A 15,086-nucleotide genomic window follows, 5' to 3' on the forward strand; every position below is an offset into this window, starting at 1 on the left:
AGAGAAAGGAGGCAAAGGCATGTCCATCCATCCTCTGCGGCTGGTTGCCATCCTGCTCTTGGCTGCTTGCGTAGCGGCGGGAGCGTATCACTTTTTGCAGCCGCAAACCTTTGTCTTTGTCAAGCTGAGAGGAAATGTGGCGAAGGAGAGCGGGGAAAAGCTGGCTGCATCCGATCTTGAGCGCGGCGAGATTCAGGTGGGCGGCCTTGCCCGGGAGCAGTCTGCGGAGGCTTTCGGCTTGATCCCGTGGGAAGAAGCTTCGCGTTATCTGAATCGTCCTTTGTCTCGCAGGGTAGAAGGAGGAAGACCGCTTTTGCCGGGAGACGTAGAGCAGGCGGGGGAAGTTGCGAAAGGGCGGGAGCTGGAGCGGTCGATGACGGGCATCAGCATTCCGGTCAACAACGTCACGGGCATTAATCCGCATGTAGCGATTGGCGAACGGGTGCATGTGTACGCATCGTTTGAAGACGACAGCGGCGCGCATACCGGATTGCTCCTGCGGAACATGCCGGTGATCGGGGTGCAGAGAGAGATGGACGGCGATATTCCCAGACTGGAGGCGGTCACGCTTTCGCTGCAGCTGAGGGAAGCCGTTTTGCTTACCCATGCCCTTCATTACGGAAAGATCCGCTTGGGAAAGGCGTCTTTCCTGGAGGAAGAAAACAGTGCGGGAGTCGGTGACGCGAGCTTTGCAGCGGCTCTGATGAAAACGAAAAAACGGTGGGGAGAGGAGGAGCAGTAAGTGAAAAAGCGATTGCTGATCGTGGATGATGATCCCGCTGTCGGCGCAGCCTTGCAAACACAGACGGCCGGAAGCCGGTGGCTGGAGGTGTGCGGACAAACGACAGGGGTAGAGGAGACGTGGCGGGCCCTTCATGAAAACAAACCGGACATCGTGCTGCTCGGGGGAGTGCAGGAAGCGGAAAGAGGGGTTTTGTGCCAGCAGTTCAGACTTGCTTTTCCGCACCTGTTGTTTATCGCCGCTTGTAGTGAACAGGAGCTGATATGGGAGCCATTTTTCCGCAATTTGGGCATGTGGGTGATCGCCAAGCCGATCCATTCTGGCCAATTGGAAGCGCTCGCGATGCAGCTCTCTTCCATGACAGCCATGTCCTCGATGCATGCCAGCATGCCGGCAGGCAGTGCGGCGATGGGAGGAATGATCGGGACGGGAACAGGTCTGACCGGTATCGGAACGACAAGCAACGGTATGGGCGGAGCGGCTTTTCCGGGCGTGGAAGCAGGTATGCAGGCGGCTGGATTTTCTGGAGTCGCGGAGGCCAAGCCCCACCACCCCTATGTTGCAGGAAGCGGCCAACAGGCAAAAAAACGGCTCATTACCGTATACGGTCCAAAAGGGGGCGTCGGAAAAACCTTTCTTTCCCGCGAGCTCGCCATCTATTTTGCACAACGGAAGCTTGGCGGAAATCCTCTGAAGGTTCTGGCTGTCGACTTCAATTTGGACCTGGGAACCTTTGCGACTGCATTGAATTTGCCGCGTACTCCCAATCTGTATTCGTGGGTCCAGGATATCGACGAGCGGCTGCATGACTGGATTCGCTCCCAAGGCCGGGAACCGGGTGATTTGAGCCGGGAGGAGTGGCAGGTCCAGATCGGTAGTGTACAGCTTTCGCCGCAGGAAGTGGACAGGCATATCGTTGTCCACGAGGCAAGCGGCTTGCATGTTTTGACCTCTCCGCGCGATATCCGGCACAGCTTTGAGATCAAAGACTACCATCTGTATTTGATCCTGGATGCGCTCAAGAACAGCCACTATGATGTCATCCTGATCGATACGGCTCCAGATACGACGGATGCAACGATCCAGGCGCTGTTTTTTGCCGAGCAGGTCGTGATGGTCGGGAATCCCGTAGTTGATTCTATTGAAAATATTCAACGTATATTAAAGCTCTTGCGGGAGGCGGATTATCCGGAGGAACGCATTTCTCTGTGCATGAACCGTTTGCAGCGAAAAGAGATGTTTACCCTCGATGAGATACGCGCCTATTTTCAACTGCATCCCAGCAAAAAGATATTTCCAATCCCCGATGACCAGGAAGTGAAAAAATCGATCAACACGGGCAATCCTGTCATGCTGCATCCGGGAAAGCTGGCGGCCAAGGATGCCATTGAAGCGCTAGGCAAAGCCCTTTTGCCTCTGGAAGAAGAGGCCGACGGTTCGGGAAAAAAGAAGGAGAAGGAACGCGCCTCCCTGTGGAAGTGGTTGAGGAGATAGGAAGGAGGAAGAGAGCTGGATGAACTTTGACAAAAAGACTCTGCTCGGAATTCAGGCTGTCACCCGTGAACGCCTTGATCTGCGAACACAGGCAAAGGAATCTGCTCGTGAATCGCAAACGCTGCAGGAGAGAATGCAGATGAAGCAGCATGCTCCTGTAGATAGAAGGCTGACTTTCGAGGCAGAGGCAGCCATTCGAACGCAGATCGTGGAGAAGCACGGAAAGCGTTTGTGGGAGGAAAAAGGACAAGCAGCCTATCTGCAAGAGCTGGCACGGGATATTCGCCTCCTTTTGGAAACGGGAACTCCGCTCGCTTCGGTTCAAATTGAGGCGGAGGTAGAGCGGCTGATCCGCTCCCTGACTGGCTGGGGGCCGCTTGATCCGCTGCTGGAGGACCCCGATATTACGGAAATCATGTTTCATCGCTACGATCACCTGGTCGTCGAGCGAAAGAGCACGGGGCGTTTGGAAGTACCGGATATACCGGTCTTCCGCGATGAAGAGGAGATGCTGCGGCTTCTCGAACAGATGGCCGCCACTATGGGCCGCGAGTTTAACGAGACAAAGGCAGAGCTGAATACCCAACTGCCGGATGGTTCCAGGGTAGCGGCGACCCATCGCTCTATTTCTCCGGATGGCCACATGCTGACGATTCGAAAGCACCGCGATTTGCTGACAGAGGCGGATTACCTCGCATATGGCTCGATCTGCGAGCCTATGCTTACGTTTTTAAAATGGGCGATCAGTCTCTCTCGCGCTTCCGGCATCGTAAGCGGGGGGACCGGTTCAGGGAAAACGCACCTGCTCAACCTGATTTCGCAGTACGTCCCGCATCACCTCAGCATTATTACAATTGAAGACGTGCTGGAAATGAAGCTGCAGCATCCGTTTGTCCGGCGCTTTTTGGCCAAGCCTGCCAACTATGAGGGCAAGGGAGGCTTCTCTATAAAAGATTGCGTGCGGCTTTCTCTGAGAAAACGGCCGGATGTCATCATCGTCGGGGAGACGCGAGGAGGAGAAATCGTGGATATGCTTTGGGCGATGAACACGGACCACCCGGGCAGCTGGAGTACCGCTCACGCCAACTCCCCGCGGGCATTGATCGATTCGACCTTGCCGATTTTGTTCGCCAAGGCGGAGGAGTCATACAATACGACGGAAAGAAATCTGATGATCGGGTCGGCGCTGGACCTGATCGTCCAGGTGAAGCGATTCGAAGAAGACGGGAGCCGCAAAGTGGTGGCGATTACCGAAGTGATCGGGACGGGCCAGTCACATGAGGACCGCATCCGCCAAGCCTGCAACGTAAGGCAAATCCATCCGGACCGCGTTTACTTGCAGGATATTTACGTATACGAGCCTACGGGAGTAAAGGACGGACGGGTAGTAGGCCAGTACAGGTGGACAGGGTATAAACCGGAGAAACTGGTGCGGCGCTGGGCGGAAAAAGGACTGCAGCCAGAAGAGTGGGACCGGGTTTTCTTTTCGACGCCGATTCCGATGTAGGAGGTAGGTTGCGCGTGGCATTGGAGAGTGCATTGGTTGCGGCAGGGCTGGGAGCGGGAATTGTGCTTGTGGCTGTGCCGCGCTCTTTTATTTACCGGGAGCATCAGGACGAGCACGAGATTGTCCACCAACTTCGGCGGGACCGACAGACGATCTGGGACAGGCTTGGCGTCAGGCTGCAGCAATCTGGCTCCGGATTAGGCGTCAATCACTACGTTGGACTTGCGTTTGTGCTGGGACTTGTTTCCTTTGGCGTGACACAAAAGCTCCTGCAGTCATGGATTCTGGCGCTGCCCGCTTTATTCGCCGGTGTTCTTTTCGTAGAGCGGATCGTCAGCATTCTGGGGGCAAGGAGAAAAGAGAGATTTGAGGTGGACAACGTAAAGGCGATTCGTTTGATGGCCAGTTCTCTGCGGACATCGCCTTCTTATCTGCATGCATTTGAGCAGGTGGCAGCGAGTCTCTATTTGGACAAGTCCGTAACGACGGAATACAGCAGAATCGTGGAGCTGTTGCGTGCTCAAGTGCCGCTGGAGCGAGTCATGAACATGTTCTACGAGCGAACAGGTTCAGCAGATGTCCGCTACCTGGCGACGATCGTCTACATCCAGCGAGAGATGGGCGGGGACATGGCCAAAACGCTTGATCTAGCTTCATCGACTATACTCCGAAGGAAGCAGGCGCTGCGAAGACAGCGAGCCGCCATGGCGCAAATTACGGCCCAGGTGAATCTGCTCAGTGTGATGCCGTTCGTGTTTATCATCGCTTTGTACGTGAACAACCCAAGTCATTTTGACCCGCTGACAGCCACCCTTTCCGGGAGATTTTTGATATTGGCGTCCCTCGGGTCGATACTGATGGGCGGAGAGGTCGTACGCCACCTTGCCCATAAAGGCATTCATAGAGGAGGGTGAAGCCATGTGGTGGCTGGGAGCGCTGGCCGGGATCGCGGTATTGTTCTGGGGATTGCCCGCTTGCTTGGAAAGAAGGGAGGAGGGTGTCCCGACTCTTTTGGGACGGATTGAGCAGGAACGTCACTCACATCTGGAGAGTGCATTCGGCAAGACGATCTCCCCCTGGAAGCTGGCCCGCTATCTGGAGCAGCATGATGATTTATTGGAGCTTGTCTGCAAGTGGACCGGAATCAACCGTACCCATACAGCCGATATCCTCTTCCGGCTGAATTCGCGCTATTCCTTGGCAGAGGTCGCGTTGGCAAAGGCGGTTGGCGGAATCGTGATGCTGGCGGTCGCGATCCAACTGGCGATTGCGTACACAGGGGGTCAGTCATTGAATACTACGGCTTATTTGCCGCTGATCATCGCGGTTTTATTGTTTCTGCTGCCGACGATGCTGCTGGACGTGGCAGACAAACGGGCCAAGGCTGAGATTCGCGAGCAGGTTCCGATTTTTTTTGGCATTGTACAGTCTCTGGTCGAGGCGGGCATGCCGATCCAGGCAGCCGTAAAGCAGACGGCACGCCGTTTTGACGGAAGACTGGGAAGGGAGTTGGCGCGGCTGGAAGTGGAGGAAAGACGCTACGGGACCTGGAGAAAAGCGCTGGAGGAATTGGCTTTTCGTTGGGAGGTAGATACCCTGTCGGCGATCTCGATGGAAATAAATGAGGCGATGAGCAAGGGCGTCAGCATCGCCAAGATGATCGCGGCGCAGGTGGAGGAGCAGGTCCGCCAGCAGGAGGACGAGGCATCCGATCACATGAATCGGCTTAATGTGCGTCTGCTTCCGTTCGTGATCGTTCTGATGGGGGTTCCGTTGCTGTTTCTGGTCATGGGCCCTATTTTTATCGGAATCGGGGAACGCTTGTAAAGTTTTTTTGCCGAGGGCTCTGTCTTTTGACAAAGTAAAAGTACAAATTGAAAAGGAGTGATTGCCATGACCTTGATCACTGATTACATCCGTCGGTTTGCAAAGGAGGAAGACGGTGTGACGATTGTGGAGATGGTGATTATCATCGCCATTATTCTGATCGTCCTGATTCCGACACTGCAAAATCTGGGCAGCGTAGAGGAAGCGAGGATTCAGGAACTGGAGACCCAACTCAGCAAATGACGGAAGCTGTAATCTTTTTGCTTCTGGGTATCGCCGCATACTTTGATTGGAAATGCCGCAAGATTCCAAATACGGTAACGTTTCCGGCCTTGGCTGCCGGCCTTGTTTATCAATGGCAGGCGGGGATGGGGTGGACAGCCGTTGCAGGAGTTGCGGGAGCCTTTTTGCTGACGGTGGTCCCGGTTGTTTTGCGCGGCATGGGGATGGGCGACCAAAAGCTGCTGATGGCGGTAGGGGCTTGGGTGGGCTGGTCGGGAGTGTACCCGCTTTTTTTACACTCGCTCTGGGTTTGTCTGGCGGTGGTTGTTTTTCTCCCTGGAACCTGGAGGCGTTTAGGCAGAAATATGCATGCAATCTTTGCAGGCTGGGTCGCACATCGGAAAATCTGGCTTCCCCGAAATAAAGAAGCAGCCCTGTCCTTTCCCTATGCCGTGCCCCTTTTGGGTGCGTATCTGGTGCAGCACTTGTGGAGGTAGCAAATGAAAAGAAATTGGTTCGGCTTGATCCGCAATGAGCGAGGGACGCAAATATTGGAGCTCATCCTTGCACTACCCCTGCTCTGGTTTGTGTTTATCTTTTCATTTGATCAATTTTCCATCCTGTACAACCGGCAAAAGGTTTTGGCTGCAGCCTATGAGGCGGGAAGAATCGCTGCCGTCCAGCCGAATTTCGGCTTAGCCAACTATCACGCGGCAGAGATGGGCCAAGCGGAGCTGAAGCAGGGGATCGGTATGACGGATAGCCGCGTTCGCCTCTATGTGCAAGGGGGATGGAAGAAAGGGAATCATTTTGAAGCTGAGGCGACAATGAAGTTTCATCTGCTCGCTACCGGAAAGCCTTTTGAATTGAAAGAGAGCTATCATCTGATGATTGAAAATGCGGAGAAGGGTGGCAGCCAATGAGGAGAAAGGGCGAGGAAAAGAAAAATTGGATGATACAGCAGCTGGCTGAGGAGCGCGGGACAATGACGGTTACCGCGCTCTTTTTTCTCATCTGCATGGGAGGATTATTGTCGATCATGCTCATACAAGGCCAGGCGAGCCTGGCGAGCATGCGCGTCCAGCAGACGGCTGACATTGTGTCAAAAGGAGCGCGAGCGGCGGGAGCATGGGAGTACCAGGATGCGGACGGGGAAACGAAGAAAATACTGGTCGCGACTAGCAGCGAGGCCAAACGGTACGAGGCCGATATTGTCCGGGGAGCTCGCGAAGAGGCCGGACTGCTATGGGAGTTGAATCGCCCGGCAGTGGAGCGGCAGGCGGAGTCAGTGACCGTGGTGCATCAGAAGGGCGAACGGAAAAGCTTGTATGGACAAGGAATCTACCATGTAAAAATAGAGGCCAGACAGAAGCTGCATCATCTGTGGGGAGAGTCGGATGTGACATTCCGAAGGGTGTCGCAATCCGGAATGTATGACTTTTAGATTGGTCGATATTGTAAACTCTGTTATTTTTGTCCTACCTTTTCATGGTAATTTGGATTCAAATTCCAAATTACAAAAGTGTGGGAGTGAGTGAGCCGTGCCGTCAACAATCGTCGAGCGGTACAAGCGCATCCTGAGTGGAGCACAAAAGCGCTTTTCGCCGTACGAATTTGAGGATATGCAGTATCGCAAACAAAAAGTTCAGCTAGTCATTCGATATGCGATAGAGCAAGTAAAAATGTGGACGCCGGAACAGGCACGTCGTGAGATGAGCATAAAAGATGTAAAGGAACTAAAGCTCCATTTGATTCGGGAATATGTTGAACCTCCTATTGAAGCGAAGGCTCAGGATGTCTACTACCTCGTGGAATACGCCTACCCGTATCTTCCGAAGCCGTCGGAGGAGCAAAAAATACTATGGGTTTACGAGGAGGTTCTTGCGGGCATTCGGCGCCATTTCCCCCCGCTGTACTTTCAAAGCGTAAAGGGGGAGGAGAGGGCAAAAATTTGTTTTGACTATATGTGCAACAAACTGATGAACATTAAAGACTTGCGCGAATTGCCGCGAATATTTGGAAAAACGGAGCAGGCTTACCACTATTTGCGGAAATACAAGCTCAAGATTCTTGTAGATACGCTGTACTTTTCCCCGTTTGACATGATTACGGACATGTACCCGGAGCTTGCCGATCCCCGCCTGTGGGAAGATGGATAAATTTATTTGCATCCATACGCTGTCTTTTTTTACGGTAAGGATAGTTTCATGAGCTTATAAGCGTATGAAACGGCCGTAAAAAATTGGTGAGAAAAGGAGGAGTTGCAATTGGCAACAGTTGAAGCTCACCAAGACCGCTCTACAGGAGTGGATGTGCTTTTGGGACGTCGCGTGCGTTACCAAAAGCACAAACCCGGCAGGCATCTGTCAGTGGACCGCATGCCTCAGGGAACCTTTCGGATCGAGTCCGTAAACCGATTCGGAGAAAGGATTGTCCTCAATGACGGGATCGTGGTTATGGAGAGTGCTCCGACTGTCATTGAGCGCGGGGGAAGAATTGCTCTTCTGCTCGCAACCGGGGAAGAGCTCTACTTTTTCGTAGAGTAACCCGCAAGCTCGCCTTGTACGGATGCGTCCAAGGCGGGCCCCTATCATTGAAGCAAAAATGGTTTGACGTATGGTGAAATATGTAGCAAAATGTCTACTAATGTATAAATATGTAATAATTGGGGGTAATTTGAAGTGACAGTGAAAAACGCAAGAGAACTGGTTAATCGCTGCTACGAACAAACGAATTGCCTAATGTCAGTAGAGGAATTAAAAGAAAGATTTATCCTGTTTGTCTTCGGTCCCTATCAAGATGAGATTGTTTCCCGCTATGGACTGGAGTACTTTTACAAACATTTGGACAGCATCAATCTCACGAATTGCCGAAAAGACTTTGACCGGGCCGTCGAAGAGTGGTACACGTACGAGCACGGCAAAAATGAACAGCAGGCCGATTACCATGATCTCCTTTTCACTTTGGTAAAGGATACGATCGTACATTATCAATCCGGTGATCGCAATATCCTCGTTCGTGATGTAACGAAAATGTTAACCTCCCCGACTGGTTATTATCGCCGCTGGAGATCTGGACAGCTCGGTGAGCGAAACCTCCCCGCCTACTTTAAATACCTGCTCCGGCTGGGAATACGTTCATTGGCGGATATTGAATCATTGGTAGATATGTGGCTGGTGGAGCAGCCCCATGCGTTTTGCAAAAAACAGCAGCAGCTGTTTGCCAAACCTCCACGAAGAGGCAGACCAAACAATGCCGAGCTGGCCCAATTGCAAGAAATGGTCGGCCAGATCAAGCAAAATCTCACCTTTCAGGAACGAGAAAGGCTGCGGAAAATATACTACTACCATCGTAAAAATCTCACGATGAAAGAGATGGTAGAAAAATTCAAAGAATACCTGCGAGCAAAACAAAACGAAAATGACACGCAGGCAGGCTAATGATGTTTCAGCAAGTAAACCGATTTGTCAGCAAGTTTCGCGAACTGGAGCAAAGAGATTTGATCCGTACCACGGAAGAAGAGCGACGCCTTGAAGAGCTGAAGGAGAAACTGACGAGCGTGGCAATCGAAGAGACGCGTAGACAGGATCGCCGATGCATTGCAGTTTTGAGCTTGTATCCTCAAGCTGGCGCCAGTTTTTTGGCTGGCAATGTCGCCTTTGCTATGGCAGGCAGCGGATCGGCTGTTACTCTTTGCGAACTGCCTGGCACAAGCTCCTACCTGTATTTTGCTCTCGACTTTGAACGGAGGGCACATCAAGCTGCACAAGAAGACTTGTCCTCCACTCTCTACATGCAAAATGATTGTCTTCGCATCCATGTTGATACCCCGCTGAAAAACAAGGATTCCTGCAGCGATGCTGTTGATTGGCTATTTCGCTTGAGCAAGGAGAGCTCCACTGTCCTGATCGATATATCCTCATCTTGGAAAAATCATCAGATTGAGCGATTGCTGACGATGCTTGATGAGATTTGGGTCGTATTTGACTCTGATATAGCACGGCTCACCCGGATGATTTTGACGGAAAAAGCTCCGAGCTGGTGGCAAGGCAATCAAAGCAAGATCAGGATGGTTGCGAATAAATGGAATGAAAAGTGGAATCGCACAGCCATTATGAAAAAAGTGGCTGGAACCCTGTCTCTTTGGAACGAGGGCAATTCTGCTCAAGTCCATACAGTAATCCCGCTTTTTGATGGTGATAAAACCTTTGCAGCCCACTCGAAGGCTATGCTGCTGCTAGAGCAGTTTCCAGAAGAGGAGAGCGGTTTTGCCTCACTTTTACATTAGCGAAGGAAGAGGGCTATGAAAAAACAGACGTTAATCATTATTAGCATCATTTCTTTTATACTGGCTGGCTCTTGCTTTTATGCGGCTACTCGATATATTGATGCAATTGCTCTCAAGCGATTGTTTGCCCCGGTGGTAAAGGTAGCCCCAGGCAAGGTAATTGCCCCGTACGAACCGATAACCAGAGCTGATCTCGTATTGGTTCAGGAGGGAATCGACAACATACTGCCCGATGCAATCAGGGACTTGGAGAGTGTCCTTGGAAAACGCAGCACGCAAACGATCTTTTCGGGTGAACAGATTTTACAGAGCAAGCTGACGGACAATCAGCTTCTCCCGGAAAAAGGAATGGCCCGCTATGAATTTCCTCTCACTTTTTTTAATCCCGTCACAGAATTGAGAAAAGGCGACTATGTGAAGGTATGGGTCACGTATAAACCACCTTCCGAATTGGAACATTTGCCTGAACCAAGTCATTTCAGGAAAAGCAATGGAACTGCGGATTTACTGTTCACGACCCAGCTGGCAACGGTGAGAGACAGCAATGGTACAGAAATTTATACGATCAGGCCCAATCCCCTTCCATCTCCCGACCATATGGATGCGGTCTTTAATGGGTCACGAGAGAAACCGTTGCTAAACGGTGAAAAGCGTTACCAAGATTACCGTTCACAGCCGACTGCGCTTGCATCCTTTATCGGTTTGAATCTGACCGATCAACAATTTACCGCGATTAGTGAGGCGTTTTTATACGGGATCGTCCAGATTGGTCAATTATCGAATCAGGAGGTGGAGATAACATCATGAAGACGATCGTCTGCTATCCGGTAAAATCTCTTGTTCACACGTATATGCCCATGGGTTGCCAGGTCCTGGTATCAGAGTCTTCTGCCGATTTTTATCGTTTGGCTAAACTGTATCAACCAGAAGCAGCGGTACTGTTTGCCGAGATGTTTGAGACACCTGTCTGGGAGTGGCTGCCCTTGGCAAGGAGTACGTTGGATCCTCAAACACCGATTGTTGTCGTACCACTTTACCACAATGAAAGCTTGATTAAGGAAGTGGTACAGAAGGCTGATCTGAGCGGTGTTTACATACTTTCCGCCAATCTGACCCAGGATGAGATACGAAAGGGGATTGGACAAATCCTGAGCCTGGACGATGAAGACGATACGGCTGGCCCATATGAAGGCCGGGGCATGATATACGCTTTGATGAGTCACGGAGGTGCAGGGGTAACGACCTTTTGCATCAACTACCCGATTTTATTGGCGAAGCAAAACCCTGATAAACAGATTCTCGTTCTTGATATGAATGTTCACAAGCAGGATTTGACCCGGTTTTTCAAGCTGCAGCAACATCAACTAAGCCAGTTCAGACCGGACCTGTTGGATTTGCGTACAGCTTGTTTGCGAACATGGCGAAAAATTTGCAAACAAAGCAACCAACTGCCCAACCTGTTTTATGCAAACGCCACAAGCAATTGGAGAAGCATGGAGATATCCAATTTGATGGCATCGCTGCGGGAGCAGTTTGACTACATCTACATTGACTGGGGCTACAGCTTTCCCGAGACAGATGCGATGCAGAGATTGATTTACACCGCCGATCGCAATTTGCTGTTTGTCCGATCGGACCCGTTTAGCATCGAGGGAGCAAAAGAATGGATAAAAAGCTGGGAGAAGCGCGGGGTAGAGTATCAGGTCATGCTTAGCCATATCGATAAGGGGCAGAATCATCGTATCGGTGAAGGTATTTCTGTATACGGAGTGGTTCCACGCATTTCCGATGATCGTCTGCGGCAGTCACACCGAACCCATAGTGTGTTGGTAGAGGAATTTCTTCCTCCCAAGCCTTATGTCATGAGCCTGCAAGCCATTATGGAAACTGAAAAAATGGTAAGAGGAGCGGTCGTGTGTTGATGAATAAGGCGGTCAGACAATGGAATCCATCGGAGATAAAGACCATCGAAGATATCAAACAGGCGGCACGCGATTATTTAAACCACTTTGGCTCTACACGTGAAGAAAAGGTTGAAATGCAGCGAATTTTAACGTTAGCGGAAAAAGGCGACCGTGACAGCCACAGTCATATTATCCTTCGTCTGCAACACTACTTTGAAGAAGTGCTGAAACGCCCTGTCAAAGAAGAAATTCTTCCTCATGTCAATGCTTATGAAGGGCTTGCTTTCTCGACATATGGGTGGGGAATCATCGACGCAACACTACATCTCTCTCCGTGGGTAGAGGAAGTGAGGGTTTCTGCGGGCCGCCAGGTTGCCTATATTGAGCAGGGAGTGAAAAAGACGTTAAACTATATGCCCACATGGCAAGAGGTAGAGACGCTTCAACAGAAGCTGACTAATACGGCAGGCCTTTCTTTCCATGAAAAGAAGCCGCGCCTTAGTGGTTACCTGGAGTCTTTAAAAGCGCGGCTGACCATGTTTACCTTCCCGTATTCCCGAGTCCCTGTCATCATTGTACGGCGTTTTGCGACTCTTGCCTTTTCGCTGGATGATCTCCGCAAACAGGAGATGCCAACCTTTGATGAAAAGGTACAACTGTTGATCGAGCAGCAAGTGCACGGCCGGGGAAATGTGTTGGTCATTGGTCCTATGGCAGCCGGAAAGACGACCTTAATGCTGTGCATGCTCAAACTAAAGGACCCGCGAACCGAGTACATTACGATTTTTGAAAGCGAACATGAAATGAGATTTGGAGACGTGTGGAGCGGGGAAGTCATTGAGCTGCAAAATGTTGAAGAAATCGGTATCGAACTTGCGAATTCCTTTAAGGATATGTATCGTTCTACCGCCAATACGATCCTGATTGGAGAAATCAGGGAGCCGATCGAGGCCTATCACTTTATCAATGCAGGAGTGCGAGGAACAGACGCTACGATCGCTGCGATGCATGAACGGTTTCCCCATAAAGCCCTAAACGATTTGACCGATCTGGTTTATCAGTACGGCGGGCGAAGTGTCGAACTGACTCAGGAGAGGATCAGCCGTGCCGTCAATTTCGTGAATTCGCTCACTTATCGAAACAACGGACATCGCTTTATTGATGCCATTCACGTGACGGAATGGAATGATCTGATGAATCGAGTCGAGTCCGTACCGCTCGTATATCGCAACAGGATTAGCGGAGAGTACGAATGGACAGGGAAGCAGCTCGATGGGCACCTGGTCGAATACATGTGCTATGTAGGAAGGGCCGATTTGGACACCCTGAAAGAGCTGCGCCTGACGGATATGGGAAGGTTGATATGAAGCTATTTTTGTTCATCCCCATGTTTGTTTGCCTTTTGATCGGGTTTTACTTGCTAGGCTTGTATCTGTATCAGAAATGGTCCGCGCCCCCCGTGTTTTTTTCCAAAACGGTAGCAGCGTGGCGGGAAAAAATGCTTCAGCGAAAAACCAATCAATTCATATACAACCAGTACGAACGATGGTGTCAGGTGGCAGGGGGAGTTCCAGAAGTATACCTGATTCTTTCCGTGGTTGGGTCTGCGGCGGGCTTTGCTTCCGGCATCCTCCTTGGAAATATCGTCGTCTCACTCTCGCTGTTTGTTTTGCTGTTATTGCTTCCAACTCTTTTGCTGTACGCCCGTTATACCGTACTTATCAACCGAAAAATCATGTCATTTTGTCGCTTTGTCGACCTGTTCTCTCGCTATTACAGCAGCAGAAAAAACATTATTCTCTCTTTTCGGGATATGGTTGAGGAATGCCCGAAAGACTTATTGCCGGACCTTTTGCTGTTGACCAATAAGCTGTCGGATGGGGGAGATCCTGTCCTTGCTTTGAATCAGTTTGCGGAACGGTTGGACCATCCGTGGGCCTCTGATTTCGCAACCTATGTGGCAAGCGGACTGGAGGGAGAAACCGAAGATATTCAAACCGCGTTAAACCGGCTTACGAATGAAATGTTTATACAACAGGACGAAAAAGAGGAAAGAAACAGCGAAATTCATGCGATCTGGATTAGTTTGATTGTGGTGATCATCATTTGTATTTGTTTGATTCCTTACAATCAGAGTCTGCTTAAAGATTCTTACAGACTATACTTCTTTACCAATGATGGACAAGCGATTTTATCGCTGGCAGTTACCGTCTGGTCCATCTCCATCCTGCTGGCATTCATCTGGGGAAGGAGGTATCGCTAATGCCACAGGTTTACATGTATGTCACTTTGACCTTGGGTGCAGTCTTTGTCTTTATTGGTTGTCTGTTTATAGGGAGGTGCTTGATTGGCCTTCAACGTCCCAAGCTGTTTGTCTCCGTTCCCTGGAGAGATATTTGGACAAAAACGGTGAACGCAACTGAAGATCAAGCATGGGAGAAGCTTCTCGAACGCGCCGGACGGCCGTTTGGATGGGGCAAGCCTGAGTGGGTGTTCTCCCAGTTGGTCAGTGGAACAACTGTCTGCTTATTGATTCTGTTCGCTGCAATGTTTAGCCGCTCGCAGTCGTTTCCACTATGGACGCTGCTGATCGCTTCTACCCTCAGCTTTATGCTGCCGTATATCGGATTGAAAGTGTGGGCCGGGTACCGGGAGGAGGTGCTGAGTACCGATATTGCCCGTTTTATCAACAGATACGTCAATTTGTTGGAGAATCAGGTCCCCGTATACAGTGCCATGCTAAAGGCGGCACGGCCGACCCGTCTGTTAAAGGAATATGTTCCTAGTCTTTCCGAATGGAACAAGGATCCTGATGAAGCTTTGGAAACATTCAAGCGAAAACTGGGAGTTGAAGATGCGGTTATTCTGGTGTCCAGTATGAGAACTGTTGAAAACTTGAGTGAAAGTCAGGTTGCCCTGACCATGCAGCGATTGGAGTGGGCTGTCGATCATCGACGGATGTTTCGGCATCGAAAGAAAATCAAATCACTGGGGATCGGCTACAGTGTCATTGTTTATCCGGCATTTTATATGGGATTACTCGTAGCTATGTTTCCCTGGTATAAGCTGCTTACGGAAATTTTGGACAAATACCTGACTTGA

At 50.7% G+C, this 15,086-nt stretch carries 18 protein-coding genes; all 18 read left to right on the forward strand.

Annotated elements, in window-relative coordinates; translation table 11 throughout:
- Window positions 1-19: 19 nt before the first annotated feature.
- Window positions 20-742 (forward strand): RcpC/CpaB family pilus assembly protein, encoded by a 723-nt coding sequence (locus NSQ24_RS01105; protein WP_339167011.1) that lies wholly within the window; start codon window positions 20-22, stop codon window positions 740-742.
- Window positions 743-2,236, forward strand: coding sequence for an AAA family ATPase (locus NSQ24_RS01110; protein ID WP_003390301.1), 1,494 nt, complete (start codon window positions 743-745; stop codon window positions 2,234-2,236). It abuts the gene before it with no gap.
- 19 nt (window positions 2,237-2,255) lie between these two features.
- Window positions 2,256-3,743, forward strand: a complete 1,488-nt coding sequence (locus tag NSQ24_RS01115; RefSeq protein ID WP_003390302.1) for an ATPase, T2SS/T4P/T4SS family — start codon at window positions 2,256-2,258, stop codon at window positions 3,741-3,743.
- 14 nt (window positions 3,744-3,757) lie between these two features.
- Window positions 3,758-4,657 carry a type II secretion system F family protein gene (locus NSQ24_RS01120; protein ID WP_243014859.1) on the forward strand — a complete coding sequence of 300 codons (900 nt, stop codon included), beginning with the start codon at window positions 3,758-3,760 and terminating at the stop codon, window positions 4,655-4,657.
- 4 nt (window positions 4,658-4,661) lie between these two features.
- Complete coding sequence (locus NSQ24_RS01125) at window positions 4,662-5,570, forward strand: type II secretion system F family protein (RefSeq protein ID WP_339167013.1); 909 nt, start codon at window positions 4,662-4,664, stop codon at window positions 5,568-5,570.
- Window positions 5,571-5,636: 66 nt separating this feature from the next.
- The gene (locus NSQ24_RS01130) at window positions 5,637-5,813 is read left to right on the forward strand and encodes a hypothetical protein (protein ID WP_003390307.1); all 177 of its coding nucleotides are present in this window, start codon (window positions 5,637-5,639) and stop codon (window positions 5,811-5,813) included.
- The gene (locus tag NSQ24_RS01135) at window positions 5,810-6,289 is read left to right on the forward strand and encodes an A24 family peptidase (protein WP_003390309.1); all 480 of its coding nucleotides are present in this window, start codon (window positions 5,810-5,812) and stop codon (window positions 6,287-6,289) included. Before NSQ24_RS01130 ends, NSQ24_RS01135 begins: the two co-directional genes overlap by 4 nt.
- A 3-nt stretch (window positions 6,290-6,292) precedes the next feature.
- Window positions 6,293-6,715: a TadE/TadG family type IV pilus assembly protein gene (locus NSQ24_RS01140; RefSeq protein WP_003390311.1), complete on the forward strand. Its 423-nt coding sequence runs from the start codon at window positions 6,293-6,295 to the stop codon at window positions 6,713-6,715.
- The gene (locus tag NSQ24_RS01145) at window positions 6,712-7,236 is read left to right on the forward strand and encodes a hypothetical protein (RefSeq protein ID WP_339167015.1); all 525 of its coding nucleotides are present in this window, start codon (window positions 6,712-6,714) and stop codon (window positions 7,234-7,236) included. Before NSQ24_RS01140 ends, NSQ24_RS01145 begins: the two co-directional genes overlap by 4 nt.
- A gap of 97 nt (window positions 7,237-7,333) precedes the next feature.
- The gene (locus NSQ24_RS01150) at window positions 7,334-7,951 is read left to right on the forward strand and encodes a hypothetical protein (protein ID WP_003390313.1); all 618 of its coding nucleotides are present in this window, start codon (window positions 7,334-7,336) and stop codon (window positions 7,949-7,951) included.
- 108 nt (window positions 7,952-8,059) lie between these two features.
- Window positions 8,060-8,338 (forward strand): hypothetical protein, encoded by a 279-nt coding sequence (locus tag NSQ24_RS01155; RefSeq protein WP_003390314.1) that lies wholly within the window; start codon window positions 8,060-8,062, stop codon window positions 8,336-8,338.
- 135 nt (window positions 8,339-8,473) lie between these two features.
- Window positions 8,474-9,232: a hypothetical protein gene (locus NSQ24_RS01160; protein WP_024984069.1), complete on the forward strand. Its 759-nt coding sequence runs from the start codon at window positions 8,474-8,476 to the stop codon at window positions 9,230-9,232.
- 119 nt (window positions 9,233-9,351) lie between these two features.
- Window positions 9,352-10,080 (forward strand): hypothetical protein, encoded by a 729-nt coding sequence (locus tag NSQ24_RS01165; protein ID WP_227278040.1) that lies wholly within the window; start codon window positions 9,352-9,354, stop codon window positions 10,078-10,080.
- Window positions 10,081-10,095: 15 nt separating this feature from the next.
- Entirely contained in the window at window positions 10,096-10,887 is a 792-nt protein-coding gene (locus NSQ24_RS01170; RefSeq protein WP_122957707.1) for an SAF domain-containing protein, read from the forward strand.
- Window positions 10,884-12,002, forward strand: a complete 1,119-nt coding sequence (locus tag NSQ24_RS01175; RefSeq protein ID WP_031933446.1) for a hypothetical protein — start codon at window positions 10,884-10,886, stop codon at window positions 12,000-12,002. Before NSQ24_RS01170 ends, NSQ24_RS01175 begins: the two co-directional genes overlap by 4 nt.
- A complete protein-coding gene (locus tag NSQ24_RS01180; RefSeq protein WP_031933447.1) occupies window positions 12,002-13,351 on the forward strand; it encodes an ATPase, T2SS/T4P/T4SS family in 1,350 nt (449 codons plus the stop codon). The genes NSQ24_RS01175 and NSQ24_RS01180 overlap by 1 nt, the downstream gene beginning before the upstream one ends.
- On the forward strand, window positions 13,348-14,247 hold the full coding sequence (locus NSQ24_RS01185; protein WP_003390320.1) for a hypothetical protein: 900 nt from the start codon (window positions 13,348-13,350) through the stop codon (window positions 14,245-14,247). The genes NSQ24_RS01180 and NSQ24_RS01185 overlap by 4 nt, the downstream gene beginning before the upstream one ends.
- Window positions 14,247-15,086, forward strand: coding sequence for a hypothetical protein (locus tag NSQ24_RS01190; RefSeq protein WP_039070442.1), 840 nt, complete (start codon window positions 14,247-14,249; stop codon window positions 15,084-15,086). Before NSQ24_RS01185 ends, NSQ24_RS01190 begins: the two co-directional genes overlap by 1 nt.

The sequence above is a fragment of the Brevibacillus sp. FSL L8-0520 genome (assembly GCF_037963895.1).
Taxonomy (GTDB): Bacteria; Bacillota; Bacilli; order Brevibacillales; family Brevibacillaceae; genus Brevibacillus; species Brevibacillus borstelensis.

What these genes read in the sequence shown, in the direction of transcription:
- NSQ24_RS01180 (WP_031933447.1), top strand. Translation starts at nt 12,002, where the DNA reads ATGAATAAGGCGGTCAGACAATGGAATCCATCGGAGATAAAGACCATC.
- NSQ24_RS01105 (WP_339167011.1), top strand. Translation starts at nt 20, where the DNA reads ATGTCCATCCATCCTCTGCGGCTGGTTGCCATCCTGCTCTTGGCTGCT.
- NSQ24_RS01170 (WP_122957707.1), top strand. Translation starts at nt 10,096, where the DNA reads ATGAAAAAACAGACGTTAATCATTATTAGCATCATTTCTTTTATACTG.
- NSQ24_RS01130 (WP_003390307.1), top strand. Translation starts at nt 5,637, where the DNA reads ATGACCTTGATCACTGATTACATCCGTCGGTTTGCAAAGGAGGAAGAC.
- NSQ24_RS01125 (WP_339167013.1), top strand. Translation starts at nt 4,662, where the DNA reads ATGTGGTGGCTGGGAGCGCTGGCCGGGATCGCGGTATTGTTCTGGGGA.
- NSQ24_RS01190 (WP_039070442.1), top strand. Translation starts at nt 14,247, where the DNA reads ATGCCACAGGTTTACATGTATGTCACTTTGACCTTGGGTGCAGTCTTT.
- NSQ24_RS01145 (WP_339167015.1), top strand. Translation starts at nt 6,712, where the DNA reads ATGAGGAGAAAGGGCGAGGAAAAGAAAAATTGGATGATACAGCAGCTG.
- NSQ24_RS01135 (WP_003390309.1), top strand. Translation starts at nt 5,810, where the DNA reads ATGACGGAAGCTGTAATCTTTTTGCTTCTGGGTATCGCCGCATACTTT.
- NSQ24_RS01140 (WP_003390311.1), top strand. Translation starts at nt 6,293, where the DNA reads ATGAAAAGAAATTGGTTCGGCTTGATCCGCAATGAGCGAGGGACGCAA.
- NSQ24_RS01185 (WP_003390320.1), top strand. Translation starts at nt 13,348, where the DNA reads ATGAAGCTATTTTTGTTCATCCCCATGTTTGTTTGCCTTTTGATCGGG.
- NSQ24_RS01115 (WP_003390302.1), top strand. Translation starts at nt 2,256, where the DNA reads ATGAACTTTGACAAAAAGACTCTGCTCGGAATTCAGGCTGTCACCCGT.
- NSQ24_RS01175 (WP_031933446.1), top strand. Translation starts at nt 10,884, where the DNA reads ATGAAGACGATCGTCTGCTATCCGGTAAAATCTCTTGTTCACACGTAT.